We start from the raw sequence: 13146 nt of genomic DNA on the forward strand, positions 1-13146 counted from the left end.
GCCTCGGTCAGGACCGAGGCTCCGCAGGTGCGCCCCTTCAGCGTGACCGGGCGCTCACGACGAAGGGGCGCACCTGCGGAGCACAAGGAACACCGCCCAGCAGGCCCAGCAGGCCCAGCAGGCCCAGCAGGCCCAGCAGGTCCAGGCGACCAGGTGGCGGCGCTCCGGAGATGCGCCCCATCAGCGTGACCGCGCGCTCACGACGAAGGGGCGCACCAGCGGAGCACTCCACGTCGCCACCCCCGTCAGGCACAGTGACGACCATGACGACGCCGCCACGACCGCCACGACGGGCTGTGCTCTTCGACGCCGACGGCGTGCTGGTCGACTCCCATGCCGGGTACGCCAGTGTCTGGGAGCGGTGGTCGCGCCGACACGGGCTCGACCCGGTGGCCGTGCTGGAGGCGACGCACGCTCGGCGGCCGGTCGACACCATCGCGGAGGTCGCACCCCACCTCGATCCCGTGGCCGAGCACGCGTGGCTGACCCGGCTGGTCGACGAGACCCCCGAGGCCTTCCTCGTGTTCGCGGACGCTGCCCCCCTGCTCGCTCAGCTGCCACCGGACCGGTGGGCGGTGGTCACCTCGGGAGATGCGGACCGCGTCCGCGCCCGGCTGGCTGCCGGCGCACTCCCGCTGCCGACCGTGCTGGTCGACGGCGCGAGCGTGGACCGCGGCAAGCCCGACCCAGAGGGCTACCTGCTGGCCGCGGAGCGCCTCGGCGTGGAGCCCGCGGGCTGCGTCGTGGTCGAGGACGCCCCCGCCGGGGTCCGCGCCGGCCGCAGCGCAGGGATGCGGGTGGTGGGACTGACGTCGTCACACCCGCGCGCCGACCTGGTGGCGGCGGGGGCCGACGTCGTCGTCACCTCGTTGGCTGGGGCGGCCCCCGGGCTCCGCGCGTGGGCGGTGGGTCAGGACAGGTGGCGCTCGGCAGGGCCGTCGTAGGCCGACAGCGGCCTGATCAGGGAGTTCGCCGCGCGCTGCTCCATGACGTGCGCGGTCCACCCGACCACGCGGGCAGCCACGAAGATCGGCGTGAACAGCGCCGTGTCGAAGCCCATGAGGTGGTACGCCGGGCCGGAGGGGTAGTCGAGGTTGGGCTGGATCTGCTTGGCGGAGGTCATCGCCGCCTCGAGGGCGTCGTAGAGGTCGAGGACGTCCCGGCGGCCGAGCTGCCCGGCGAGCTCGACCAGCGCCGCGTGCATCGTGGGAACGCGCGAGTCGCCCGAGCGGTACACCCGGTGGCCGAAGCCCATGATCTTGCGGTGCTCCGCGAGCGCCCGGTCGAGCCAGGCCCGCGCCCGCTCCGGTGAGCCCTCCCCCAGCCCGATCTCCTCGAAGACCTCCCACACCGCCTCGTTGGCACCGCCGTGCAGCGGCCCCTTCAGCGCCCCGACCGCCGCGGTGACGGCCGAGTGCAGGTCCGACAGCGTGGAGGTCACCACCCGCGCGGTGAACGTCGAGGCGTTGAAGGAGTGCTCGGCGTACAGCACCAGCGACACCTCGAACGCCCGCGCCACACCGGCGTCGGGCTCCTCTCCGAACGTCATCCACAAGAAGTTGGCGGCGTGCCCCAGGTCGTCTCGCGGGGCGACGACGTCGAGGCCGCGGGCCCGCCGCTGGGCCAGGGCGACCACGGCGGGCAGGGCCGCGAACAGGCGCTCGGCCTTGGCCGCCTCCACCTGCGGGGTGCTCGCCCCGGCGTCGGGGTCCAGGGCCCCCAGCACGCTGACGGCCGTCCGCACGACGTCCATGGGGTGCGCGGACAGCGGCAGCTGGTCGATGACGGCGCGGACCCGCTCGTCCAGGGCGCGCCCGGCCCTCTCGGCGGCGGTGAAGGCGGCGAGCTGGGCGTCGTCGGGCAGCTCGCCGTGCCACAGCAGCCAGGCGACCTGCTCGAACGAGCACCGCTGGGCGAGCTCCTGCACCGGGTAGCCGCGGTAGAGCAGGGAGTTCGAGGCCGGGTCGACCTTGGAGATCGCGGTGGTGTCGGCGACGACGCCGGCCAGCCCCCGGCGCACCTCGGGCTCCGGCGCAGCGCCCCCCGACGTGCTGGTGGGGGTGCCGGTGGGGGTGCCGGTGGGGGTGCTCGTGGGGGTGCCGGGGGTCGTGCTCGCCATGGTCCGCTCCTTCGCGACGACGTCCGGCGATCGTGTCCCACGACCGCCGCGCGCGCCACGCCGGGCGGCGGCGCCTCAGCCCCCGGGCCGCCAGAGCACGCGGCGCTCCCCGGCCCGCACCGGAGCCGCGATGCGGTTCTCCGCCGGCGGCAGCGGGCACGAGTACCAGTCCGAGAAGCCGCAGGGCGGGACGAAGGCGCGGTTGAGGTCGAGCTCGACCTCGCTGCCCACGGGGCGGTCCAGGCGCAGGAACCGCCCCGGCGCGTACGACTCGGCGCCCGTCGTCCCGTCGGCGAAGACGAGCACGAGGGCCTCCCCGTCGAGGAAGGCGACCAGGTCGAGGTGCTGGCCGTCCACCTCCACGGCGAGGGTCCCGGGGACCTTCTTCGCGTGCCCGGTGTCGGCCGCGCGGCTGAAGCCCCACGGGACGGCGCTCACCGAAGGAGCCGGTGACCAGCGCGCGGGCAGGACCCACGCCGGGTCGTAGGGGTAGGCGTCGATGCCGGCGAAGCGCTCCAGCGCCGGCGCCCTCTCGTCGTAGACGCGCAGCTCGGCGTCGGCGCCGTCGAGGCTGAAGACGTCGACGGCGTACCGCCCCAGCCGGAGCACCGGGGCGCCGTCGGCCCCCAGCAGGGCCACGTCCACCTCACCGGAGACGGGGCGTCCGTCCAGGTGCGCGACCCCCTCGGGGAGCACGAAGCGCGCTCCCCGAGCGGAGCGGCGCACCAGCGCTCCTGCCGCCGGCCCGCCGGCGAGGACGTCGACGGGCGCGCCGTGAGCGGTGAGCGGCTGGTACGACACCAGCGCGAGGTTCCCCGGGACCGTGCGGACCGAGGCCTCCCGGCCGGCGCGCCACCGCTCCCACTCCGCGGCGCGCCCGTCGACGGCGGTCACCGGACCGCGCCCGCGCCGGCCACGCGCACGGGGTCGGTGTCGTAGCCGAAGTAGCGCGGTCCGACCAGGGCGACCCCGGCCTCGGAGTGCCAGCGCGGGTCGGCGGGGATGGCGATGACGCGCACCCGCTGGCCGTAGCGCAGCTTCTCGGTGGTGACGGCCTGGCCGGTGTCTGCCTCGAGCACGCAGATGAGGTCGGGCACGGTGACCAGCAGCTGCTCGCCCTCACCGGTGGTGTCAGCCGCCTCGCGGAGGGCGACCAGCAGGTGCTCGTTCTGGAACTCCAGCCGCGCGGAGTGCGTCCGCGCGGCCGGGTCGCCACCGGTCGGTGCCCCGGCGACCGTGGCGGTGCCGCGGGCGAAGCCGGTCTCGGTGCGCCGGGCGACGTCGACGACGGTGCCCGCGAACAGCTCGCGGCCACCCACCTCGTCGACGACCTCGGCGACCGGGTCGAGGTGCTCGGCGCGGGCCGTGCGCAGGCGCCGGCCGATCCGCGCGCACAGGGAGACGGTCCCCGGGATCAGCGACGTGCGGGCCTGCTGCCCGGTCATGGGGTACAGCGAGATCGTCGCGGAGCAGCCCATCTCCACCGTCGCGGTGCGGGCCAGGCGCTCGGCCCACAGCGGGGTCGCGGTGTCGAAGATCCCGCCGTTGCCCTTCTCGTCGGTGATGGACATCGGGGTGGTCGCCACGCCGTACGTGGTCGGCAGCACCATCTGCACCTCGGGGAAGGCGCGCCCCATGCCGTCGCCGTCGAGCACCGGCAGGCCCAGCTGGGCGGCGGCGACGAACGGCAGCAGGGCGTTGAGCCCACCGATCTCCAGGCACGCGACGTGCGACGGCTCCAGGCCGCGGTACCGGGCGAGCACCCGGATCGCCTGGGCCGGCTGCTCGGCGGGCGGCAGCTTCTCGACCATCACGGTCGGCGCTCCCATCATCCCCACCGAGTACACCGCGGCGTCGTCGGCCAGAGCGCCCCGCTCCAGCGGGACGATCGGCACCGGGCCGTGCTCGAGGAGGGCCGCTCGGGCGAGGAGGGCCGCGATGTACGGGTCGCCACCGCCGCCGGTGCCCAGCACCGCTGCTCCCGCGGCGACGTCGGGGACGTCCTCGGCGCGCAGCTCGGCCAGCACCGCGGGGGCACTCACCGCGGGGCTCACCGACGGGCTCATCGGGCACCCGCCAGGGCGTCGAGCACGAGGTCGCCGACGGCGCGGACGCGGATGCGCGTCGCGCCCCCCGGCAGGTACGCCATGGGGACCTCGTCGACGTCGACCACCTGCGTGCTGGCGCGGTCCGCGCCTGCGGCGACGGCGCGGTCGACGGCCTCGGACTTGGCGGCGTCCAGCACGGCGTCGCGCTGGCCCGGTGCTACGGCGAACACGCGGTCCACCTCTCCTCCCACCTGGGCGATGGCGGCGCCGATGGCGTTGGCGACCGCGTGGTTCTCGGGCCTCTCGACGGCCCCGATGCCGGGCAGCTCCTCCGGCAGGAGGATCGACCCGCCGCCGACGGCGACGACGCGCACGGGCTCGGCGCTGAGGCGCATCCTGTCGACCACCTCCGCGACGTCGGCGCCGATGCGCGCGAGCGCCGCGTCCACGAGGGACCGGTCGAGGTGGGCCACCAGCGAGGCGTCGCCGACGTCCGCCAGACCCGCCGCGACCGCCACGTCGGTGGCGGTCAGGACGTCGCCCCCGAAGACGAGGGCCCTCTGGGTCAGGCGGAAGCCGACCGAGTCGGGGCCCACGGTGACCGGACCGCCCGAGCCGCCGGAGCCGGCGCCGCGGACCAGGGACCCGCCGCCGATGCCGATGCTCAGCACGTCGGGCATGCGGAAGTTGGTGCGGATGCCCGCGACCTCGACCTCGGTGGTCGCCTCCCGGGGGAAGCCGTGCACGAGCATGCCGATGTCGGCGGTGGTGCCGCCGACGTCGACGACGGCGCACGTGCCGTGGCCCGAGAGGAAGGCGGCCCCGCGCATGGAGTTCGTCGGCCCGGAGGCGAAGGTGGCCACCGGGTAGGCGCGTGCCCGCTCGACGTCCATCAGCGTGCCGTCGTTCTGGGAGAGGTAGAGCGGGGCGGAGATGCCGGCCCGGCGCACGGAGGCGTCCAGGCCGGCGACCACGCCGTCGGCCAGCAGCCGCAGGGCGGCGTTGATGACGGTCGCGTTCTCGCGCTCGAGCAGCCCGACCCTGCCCACCTGGCTGGACAGCGAGATCGGCACGCCGGGCAGCTCGCGGGCGATGATCGCCGCCGCCTGCTCCTCGAACTCGGCGCTGACCGGCGAGAAGACGCTGCTGACGGCGATGCTGGCGATGCCGCGCTCGGCCATGTCGTGGGCCGCGGCCACCACCTCGGCCTCGCGCAGGTCGGAGATGCGGCGACCGTCGAACTCGTGGCCGCCGTGCACCAGGTACGGCGTGCCCGAGCACGCCGCGACGAGGCGCTCGGGCCAGTCGACCAGCGGCGGGAGCGACGCCGTGGCGGGCAGGCCCAGCCGCAGAGCCGCCGTCGGCGCCAGGTGGCGCCCCTCGACCAGGGCGTTGATGAAGTGGGTGGTGCCGATCATCACCGCGCGCACGTCGGCGGGTCCGAAGCGGTGCGCTGCGGCCAGCGCCGCCAGCACCGCGTCGATGCCGGAGGAGACGTCCTCGGTGGTGGACGTCTTCACGGCCGCCAGGACGCGGGAGCCCTCCACCAGGACGGCGTCGGTGTTGGTGCCCCCGACGTCGATGCCGATGTGCACGTCAGGCGCCCACGGTCTGGCGCTCGTCGCCGGTGAGCCCACCCGAGCGCGCGGCGTCGTAGGTCTCTGTGCGGCCCTCGCCGTAGCCGCGCACGAGACCGGCCTTGCCCGCCACGACGTACAGGACGAACGCCACGACCAGGCTGTTGATGCTGGGCAGGCCCCAGGTGACGAAGTAGCCGACCACCGCGGAGACCAGCCAGATCACGAGCGTGGCGGGGACCCACTGGGGCGCCACCGGCGGCACGTCCGTGCCGTGGCGGGTGGCCTCGAGGTCGGCGCGCCAGCGCTTCACCACGAAGTACTCGGCCACGAAGATGCCGGCGATGGGCGGGAAGACCGACCCCAGCACGATCAGGAAGGGGATGAAGACGCCGAGGATGCCGACGGCGGCCGCCACGCTGCCGACCACGCCGATGACGGCGGTGACGACGGCGCGGTTGACGCGCCGGTCGAAGACGGTGCCCGCGAAGTTCACGATGCCGAGGCCCGAGGAGTACAGGTTCCAGTCGTTGATCTTCAGCACGCCGACGATGGTGATGAGGATGCCGACCCAGCCGACGCTGGAGGTCACGATGGTGATGATGTCGGCGGAGCGCACGGCGTGGGCCAGCAGGACGCCGATCAGGCCGATGAGGTACTCGCCGAGGGAGACCGAGATGACGGTCTGCTTCACCACGTCCGCGGCGGAGCGGTTGTAGCGGGTCAGGTCGGGGCTGATGATCGCGCCGACGATGAAGCCGCCGGCCACCAGGGTGGTGCCCTGCAGCAGGGTCAGCTCCGGGCCGGCGGGGGCGGAGGCGACGAGCTCGCTGAGGCTGTGGCGCTGCAGCTCGGCCACGATGGCCCAGCCCACGAGCACCAGGAAGATCGGGACGGTGATGTAGGCCGTCCACGCCATCGACTTGAAGCCGTAGACGCAGATGGCCGTGACGCCCAGGCCGGCGACGATCGACCAGACCCACACCGGCACCGAGGGCACCAGGGCGCCCAGGCCCGCCGCGGCGACGCCCGACTGCACGCCGAACCAGCCGATGAGGCTCACGCCGATGGCCAGCCCGATGATCGCCGACCCGGCGCGGCCGAAGCCGCACCAGCGCGACAGCATCGAGGTCTGCATGCCCTCGCGCATGCCCATGATGCCGAGGAAGATCGAGACGACCTCGAGGATCACCGCGCCGAGGGTGATGGACCAGAACGCCGTCCAGAAGCTCTGGCCGAAGCCCAGCGTGGCGCCGAGGAGGAACTGCCCGAAGGCGGAGAGCATCCCGAAGCGCTGGATGGCCACCGACCACCACGGGTAGCGGGCCTCGGTGGGGACGCGCACCTGCGCGTAGTCGTCGTGCGCCGTGGCAGCACTCATGGTCGTCTCCTGGGCTGGCTGGGGTGTGGCTGGGCGTGGTGGGGCTGGGGCGTGGGACGCCGAGAGGACGGACGGGAGGGTTGCCCCATTTGATGGCGTAATGGGGCGAGACGTGTCCCGTGCTGCTCCTCCTGCGGGTTCGCGCTGACGGGCCCTGGTCGGGACCCGCCCGGTCTTCACCTGGAGCACCCCACCGCGAGAGGGGGTTGCTGGGCAGCGAGCCAGGGCTCGGTGCTGCCGCTCATGACCGTCCGGGGCAGAGGGTAGGGACGGCCGCCCCCCTCGTCAACGACCCGCCGCCGGAGGCCCGGCACCCGCGCCGCGCCGGGGCGGATGACACCCGGAGCGTTGACAGGGCTGCGCGGGGTCGGTAGACATTCGGTCAACCCATCCAGAGCGGCCGAGAGATCTGGCTCGTCGACGCCGCAGCAACCAGCCTCCGGGCAGGTGCTCCCGCCAGGACCGATGGAGGCAGTTCCTGTGATGCACCCCTGTTCCGCCCGTTCCGGGCTCTCGTGCTGCGCGCCCGTCCCCGGGCTGCGCTGTCGGCCGTCGGCCGTCTGACCGGTCCGCCCCTGCACCTGCCCGACGCGCTCGTGCGCTGACGGAGCGCTGCGCACCGGTCGCCGAGGCGACCCCCGCAGCGCCGCGACCCGCCTGACGCGGGTCGGCAGCCAGCGGTACCCCACCCCGCACCACCCCGCGCCTCCACCGGGGCGGAGCCGTCACGTCGACGGCCCGCCGCGGCGATGACGCACACCCAGAACACCCCCCAGCACCCCCATCCCAGCGCTGACGCGCGCCCACACCGAGGGACAGCCATGTCTGACAACAGCACCCCCCAGCAGCCGAGCGACCTGCGCGCCGCCGTCGCCGCCCGCGGCCAGGAGCGCCGGAGGGGCGTCATCGCCGCCGTCGTCGGGGCCCTGGCCGTGGCCGGCGTCGTCGCGGGCGTCGTCGTCGCCAACACCTCGGGCGGGTCGGCGGAGGCCGCCGGCGCGGGCGGCTCCAGTGGTGACGGTGCGCCGCAGGAGCGGCTCAGCCTCAACCTCGCCGTGGCGGAGGACACCCAGTTCCAGGACGCCATCACGGAGGTCTCGGCGGAGAAGGGCCTCGACGTGACCTGGACCAACGTCGACGACTGGGTGCTCCCCAACACCGAGCTGGTGGCCGGCAGCGTCGACGGCAACGCCTTCCAGCACGTGCTGTACCTGTCGGCGTTCAACCGCGAGAACGGCGCGGACATCACCCCCGTCTTCTCGACCGTCATCACGCAGTGGGGGATCTTCTCCTCGACGCTGGACGACGTCGCGGCCATCCCCGACGGCGGCCGGATCGCCATCCCGGACGACCCGTCCAACGGGGGCCGCGCCCTCGGCATCCTCGACGCCGCGGGGCTGATCACCGTGGACGACGCCGCCGGGGTCTTCCCCACCACCGAGGACGTCACCGGCAACCCGAAGGACCTGCAGTTCGTCGAGGTCCCGGCCCGCAACATGCCGCAGAACTTCACCGACCCGAGCCTGTCGGCCGTGGTGGTCGGCACGTCGTACTTCGACCCCTCCCAGGGCGTGACCAAGGACGACGCGCTGTACCTCGACGACTCGCTCGCCGACAAGAACCTGCCGTACGTCAACGTGGTCGCGACCACCGCCGAGAAGGCCGACGACCCGGCCTGGGCCGTGCTCGAGGAGGCCTACACCGACCCGCGCGTCGCGCAGGCGCTCGAGGCCGAGAACTTCGGCAGCACCGTGCTGGTCGACGTCCCCGTGCAGCAGCTGCGCGACACCCTCGCCGAGCTCCAGGCCCAGGGCGCAGCCGCATGAGCACCGCGATCGAGTTCGACCGCGTCTCGAAGGTCTTCGGCAGCGGCACCTCCCGCGTGGAGGCGCTGAGGGAGGTGTCGCTGTCGGTGCAGGCGGGGCAGATCCACGCCGTCGTCGGGTGCTCGGGTGCGGGCAAGTCGACCCTGCTGCGCACGGTCAACGGGCTGGAGAGGCCGACCAGCGGCCGCGTCGTGGTCGCGGGGAGGGACACCACCGCGCTGAGCGGCAAAGAGCTGTACGCGGCCCGCCAGCAGACCGGGATGATCTTCCAGCAGTTCAACCTGCTGAGCGCCCGCACCGTCTACGGCAACATCGCCTACCCGCTGAGGCTGGCGGGGCTCTCGAAGGACGCGGTGCTCGACAGGGTCGAGGAGCTGCTCGCCTTCGTCGGGCTCACCGACAAGGCGCTCTCCTACCCGTCGCAGCTGTCCGGCGGGCAGAAGCAGCGGGTCGGCATCGCGCGGGCGCTGGCCACCGAGCCGCAGATCATCCTGTCCGACGAGGCCACCAGCGCCCTCGACCCGGCCACCACGGCCGAGGTCGCGGGGCTGCTGCAGCGCACCAACGAGGAGTACGGGGTCACCGTGCTGCTGGTCACCCACGAGATCGACGTGGTGCGCGACATCGCCCACCGGGTCACCGTGATGGACGCCGGCGGGGTGGTGGAGGACGGCACCACCTACGACGTCTTCTCCCGCCCCCAGCACGCGGTGACCCGGCGCTTCGTCTCCTCGGTGCTGCGCTCGGTGCCCGACGAGGGCGCGCTCGCCACCATCCGCCGCGTGCACCGCGGCCGCCTGGTGCAGCTGCACGTGGAGGACCGCGAGACCGACCAGCCGTTCCTCTCGGAGGTGGCGCGGCGCACCGGCGTCGACTTCGACGTGGTCTACGGCGGCGTCGAGGAGCTGCAGGACCGCCTCTTCGGCAGTCTCACCCTGGAGCTGCTGGGCGAGCCGGCGGCCGTCGAGGCCGCCGTCGCCCAGCTCCGGGTGAGCACCACCGTGGTGGATCTCGACGCCGCGGCTCCGCCGGCGCCGTCGCGAGCGCTGCGCCTGGCCGAGGAGGTGGCCGTCGGTGCGTGAGTTCGACCTGGAGACGTTCCTGCCCCGGTTCTGGCAGGCCCTCGGCGACACCGCCGTCATGACCGCCGTCTCGTTCGTGGTGGCGGGGGTGCTGGGCGTGCTGCTCGCGCTGTGGCTCTACGCCTCGCGGCCGGGCAACATCCTCGAGAACCGCGTGGTGTTCGCGGTGCTCAACTTCGTGATCAACCTCGTCCGGCCGGTGCCGTTCCTCATCGTCGCCATCGCGGTGGTGGGCCTGACGCGGCTGGTCTTCGGCACGGGCCTGGGCCCGCTGCCGCAGACCCTGCCGCTGTCGATCGTCGCGAGCGTCGCGATCGCGCGGGTGGTCGAGTCCAACCTGGTGGCCGTCGCGCCCGGGGCGGTGGAGGCGGGCACGGCCATGGGCGCCAGCCCGGCGCGCGTGCTGTTCACCGTCGTGGTCCCCGAAGCGCTGGGGCCGGTGGTGCTGGGGCTGACCTACATCCTGGTGGCGCTGCTCGACGCCACGGCCGTGGCCGGAGCGCTGGGCGGCGGCGGCCTGGGGTACCTGGCCCTCAACTACGGCTGGGCGCGCTTCGACTACACGGTCATCGTCATCGTGGTGGTCACCCTCGTGGTGCTGGTGCAGGCCGTGCAGGCCGGCGGCAACCTCGTCGCGAGGAGGGTGATGCACTGATGGCCGTCGCCACCCTCCGCCGGCAGGTCGCCGCTCCGTTCGACGAGGCCGCCTTCGCCGCGCTGCTGGTCCGCGCCGCCGAGGACGCCGTGCAGCGCGAGCAGACGCGCACGCTGCTCCACGACCAGCTCCGTGCGCTGCGCGGCCTCGGCTTCGGGGCGCTGGCGGTCCCCGTCGAGCACGGCGGGGGCGGCGCGTCGTTCCGCGAGGTGCTCGCGCACGTCGTCCGGCTCTCCACCGCCGACGCGAGCCTCGGCCACGTGTGGCGCGGCCACGTCGCCTTCGTCGAGGCCCTGCGCCTCGACCACGACGCTGGTGGCTCTGGCCCCGCTGACCACGCCCGGCGCTGGTACCCGCGGCTGGTGCGCGGCGGCTTCGTCGGCAACGCGCAGTCCGAGCGGCAGCCCACCGCGAAGCTCGAGGCGCGCCTGGCGCGCGGCGCCGACGGCGTCCTGCGGCTGACGGGCCGCAAGTACTACACGACGGGCAGCCTCTACGCGGACTGGGTGCACGTCGCCGCGCTGGACGACGACGGCGAGCGCGTGGCCCTCACCGTCGACGCGTCGCACCCCGGTGTGACCAGCACCGACGACTGGGACGGCTTCGGCCAGCTGCTCACCGGCAGCGGCACCACCGCGTTCGACGGGGTGCCGGTGGACCCCGCCGACGTGCGCGCCCCGAGCGACGAGCCCGAGCGGTGGCACCACCTGGGCTCGGTGTTCCAGCTGTGCCTGCTGGCGGTCGTGGCCGGCGTCGCCCAGCGGGCCCTCGACGACACGACGGCCTTCGTGCGCGGGCGGCGGCGCACCTTCGGGTTCGCCGGCGAGACCCTCCCCCGCGAGGACCCGCTGGTGCAGCTGGTGGTCGGCGAGCTGAGCTCGGCGGCCTCCGCCGCGCGCCGGCTCGTGCTGTCGCTGGCCGACGACGTCGACGCCGCCGTCGCCGCCCCGCCGCCCGAGCGCCGCGAGGCCCTGGCGGTGGTGCAGCGGGAGGTCTTCAAGGCGCAGGAGGTGGTGCCGCGGCTCGTGCTCGACGCGTCCACGCGGCTGTTCGAGGTGGGCGGCGCGTCGGCGCTGTCGCTGAGCGCCGGGCTCGACCGCCACTGGCGCAACGTGCGGACCGTCGCCTCGCACAACCCCGCGCTGCAGCGCACCCGCGCCGTCGGCCTGTGGGAGCTGAGCGGCGAGCTGCCCGACTGGAAGGCGCCCGGTCGATGACGACGACCACCCCGCCCCGCACGGCGCCGACGACCCCGCCGCCGTCCACCCCGCCGCCAACGACTCCGGAGCTGCTCGACCGCTACGCCGGCGTCCTCGAGGCCGTCGGCGCCGAGGCGGTGCAGCGCGAGCGGGAGCGGCGCCTGCCGCTGGCCGAGGTGGAGCTGCTGCGCGCCTCCGGGTTCACCCGCACCGCGCTGCCGCCCGAGCACGGCGGTGACGGCGCGGGGTACGAGGCGCTGTTCGAGCTGCTCACCGAGCTCGCGCGGCGCGACTCCAACCTCGCGCAGGCGCTGCGGTCGCACTTCTCGTTCGTCGACAGGACGGTGCTCGCGCCGCCGTCCCGGGCGAGGTCGTCGCGGCTGGAGCTGCTGGCGGGCGGCGCCGTCCACGGCAACGCCACGTTCGAGCGCTCCGGCGGCGCACCGGGCGCGGCGCTCACCCGCGACGAGCACGGCCTGCGGCTTGACGGCACGAAGTACTACAGCACCGGGACGCTCTACGCCGACCTGGTCTCCGTCGCGGTCCCCACGCCCACCGGCAGCGTCAGCGCGCTGGTCCGCACCGACGCGCCCGGCGTGCACCGCCTGGACGACTGGGACGGCTTCGGCCAGCGCCTCACCGGCAGCGGCACGACCGTCTTCGAGGGCGTCCGGGTGCACGACGACGACGTGGTCGAGCGCGGAGCGCCCGGGCACGGCGGGGCGTTCGTGCAGCTGGTGCTCCTCGCGGTGCTCGCGGGGATCGCCCGCGCCGTCGTCGACGACGCCGTCACGTACGTGAGGGCTCGCACCCGGCGCTTCAGCCACGGCGGCGGCACCAGCGCCGCGGACGACCCGCTCGTCCAGGAGGTCGTCGGTGACCTGTCCGCGCGGTCGGCCGCGGCGACGGCGTGCGTGCGCCAGGGCGCGGCAGCCCTGACGGCGTCCGGAGAGGCGCTGCGCGCCGGAGCACCGGAGGCTGAGGTGGTGGCACTCGTCGCGGCGTCGGACCTGGCGGTGGCGCAGGCGCAGCTCGTCGTCCTGCCCCAGGTGCTCACCGCCGCCACCGACCTGTTCGAGGTGGGCGGCGCGTCCGCGCTGGCCACCGACCTGGCGCTCGACCGCCACTGGCGCAACGCCAGGACGGTCGCGTCCCACAACCCCGCCCGCTACAAGGCCCGGGCCCTCGGTGACCACCTCGTCAACGGCACCCCGCTGCCGTCGTGGTGGACCGTGGGCGAGGGCTGACCTGGAGACCCC

General features: G+C 74.5%; 12 protein-coding genes and 2 riboswitches. Of the genes, 6 read left to right on the forward strand and 6 right to left on the reverse strand.

Features of this window, described 5'->3' with window-relative positions; all coding sequences use genetic code 11:
- Positions 1-37: 37 nt before the first annotated feature.
- The gene (locus F1641_RS17420; protein WP_194907686.1) at positions 38-253 is read right to left on the reverse strand and encodes a hypothetical protein; all 216 of its coding nucleotides are present in this window, start codon (positions 251-253) and stop codon (positions 38-40) included.
- Positions 254-296: 43 nt separating this feature from the next.
- On the opposite strand from F1641_RS17420, the gene F1641_RS17425 reads away from it, so the two are divergent.
- Positions 297-944: an HAD-IA family hydrolase gene (locus tag F1641_RS17425; RefSeq protein WP_206691428.1), complete on the forward strand. Its 648-nt coding sequence runs from the start codon at positions 297-299 to the stop codon at positions 942-944.
- Here the strand turns inward: F1641_RS17425 and F1641_RS17430 are convergent.
- The 5 genes from F1641_RS17430 to F1641_RS17450 all read right to left on the reverse strand — a co-directional run bounded on the left by F1641_RS17430 (position 911) and on the right by F1641_RS17450 (position 7125).
- On the reverse strand, positions 911-2119 hold the full coding sequence (locus F1641_RS17430; protein WP_194907691.1) for a bifunctional 2-methylcitrate synthase/citrate synthase: 1209 nt from the start codon (positions 2117-2119) through the stop codon (positions 911-913). The two genes, F1641_RS17425 and F1641_RS17430, sit on opposite strands and share 34 nt — an antisense overlap.
- Before the next feature lie 75 nt (positions 2120-2194).
- On the reverse strand, positions 2195-3013 hold the full coding sequence (locus tag F1641_RS23495; RefSeq protein WP_194907693.1) for a DUF1684 domain-containing protein: 819 nt from the start codon (positions 3011-3013) through the stop codon (positions 2195-2197).
- On the reverse strand, positions 3010-4173 hold the full coding sequence (locus F1641_RS17440; RefSeq protein WP_219729607.1) for a DUF917 domain-containing protein: 1164 nt from the start codon (positions 4171-4173) through the stop codon (positions 3010-3012). Before F1641_RS17440 ends, F1641_RS23495 begins: the two co-directional genes overlap by 4 nt.
- Before the next feature lie 8 nt (positions 4174-4181).
- Positions 4182-5762 (reverse strand): hydantoinase/oxoprolinase N-terminal domain-containing protein, encoded by a 1581-nt coding sequence (locus F1641_RS17445; RefSeq protein ID WP_194907697.1) that lies wholly within the window; start codon positions 5760-5762, stop codon positions 4182-4184.
- 1 nt (position 5763) lies between these two features.
- Complete coding sequence (locus F1641_RS17450; RefSeq protein ID WP_194907699.1) at positions 5764-7125, reverse strand: cytosine permease; 1362 nt, start codon at positions 7123-7125, stop codon at positions 5764-5766.
- 136 nt (positions 7126-7261) lie between these two features.
- Positions 7262-7374: riboswitch (SAM riboswitch) on the reverse strand.
- Between the two features lie 135 nt (positions 7375-7509).
- A riboswitch (SAM riboswitch) is annotated at positions 7510-7597 on the forward strand.
- Between the two features lie 349 nt (positions 7598-7946).
- Here F1641_RS17450 and F1641_RS17455 point away from each other — a divergent pair.
- Genes F1641_RS17455 through F1641_RS17475 form a run of 5 tightly spaced genes read left to right on the forward strand, consistent with a single transcriptional unit; the run spans position 7947 to position 13134 of the window.
- Positions 7947-8951, forward strand: coding sequence for a MetQ/NlpA family ABC transporter substrate-binding protein (locus tag F1641_RS17455; protein WP_194907701.1), 1005 nt, complete (start codon positions 7947-7949; stop codon positions 8949-8951).
- Entirely contained in the window at positions 8948-10033 is a 1086-nt protein-coding gene (locus F1641_RS17460; protein ID WP_194907702.1) for a methionine ABC transporter ATP-binding protein, read from the forward strand. Before F1641_RS17455 ends, F1641_RS17460 begins: the two co-directional genes overlap by 4 nt.
- A complete protein-coding gene (locus tag F1641_RS17465; RefSeq protein ID WP_194907704.1) occupies positions 10026-10688 on the forward strand; it encodes a methionine ABC transporter permease in 663 nt (220 codons plus the stop codon). Before F1641_RS17460 ends, F1641_RS17465 begins: the two co-directional genes overlap by 8 nt.
- Entirely contained in the window at positions 10688-11905 is a 1218-nt protein-coding gene (locus F1641_RS17470; protein WP_194907706.1) for an acyl-CoA dehydrogenase family protein, read from the forward strand. Before F1641_RS17465 ends, F1641_RS17470 begins: the two co-directional genes overlap by 1 nt.
- Positions 11902-13134, forward strand: a complete 1233-nt coding sequence (locus F1641_RS17475) for an acyl-CoA dehydrogenase family protein (RefSeq protein WP_194907708.1) — start codon at positions 11902-11904, stop codon at positions 13132-13134. The genes F1641_RS17470 and F1641_RS17475 overlap by 4 nt, the downstream gene beginning before the upstream one ends.
- The last annotated feature ends 12 nt before the right edge of the window (positions 13135-13146 follow it).

The sequence above is a fragment of the Quadrisphaera sp. INWT6 genome (assembly GCF_015390235.1).
GTDB lineage: Bacteria > Actinomycetota > Actinomycetes > Actinomycetales > Quadrisphaeraceae > Quadrisphaera.

Excerpts from the sequence above, each read along its gene's own strand:
- F1641_RS17430 (WP_194907691.1), bottom strand. The coding sequence starts at position 2,119 with ATGGCGAGCACGACCCCCGGCACCCCCACGAGCACCCCCACCGGCACC.
- F1641_RS17450 (WP_194907699.1), bottom strand. The coding sequence starts at position 7,125 with ATGAGTGCTGCCACGGCGCACGACGACTACGCGCAGGTGCGCGTCCCC.
- F1641_RS17455 (WP_194907701.1), top strand. The coding sequence starts at position 7,947 with ATGTCTGACAACAGCACCCCCCAGCAGCCGAGCGACCTGCGCGCCGCC.
- F1641_RS17460 (WP_194907702.1), top strand. The coding sequence starts at position 8,948 with ATGAGCACCGCGATCGAGTTCGACCGCGTCTCGAAGGTCTTCGGCAGC.
- F1641_RS17470 (WP_194907706.1), top strand. The coding sequence starts at position 10,688 with ATGGCCGTCGCCACCCTCCGCCGGCAGGTCGCCGCTCCGTTCGACGAG.
- F1641_RS17475 (WP_194907708.1), top strand. The coding sequence starts at position 11,902 with ATGACGACGACCACCCCGCCCCGCACGGCGCCGACGACCCCGCCGCCG.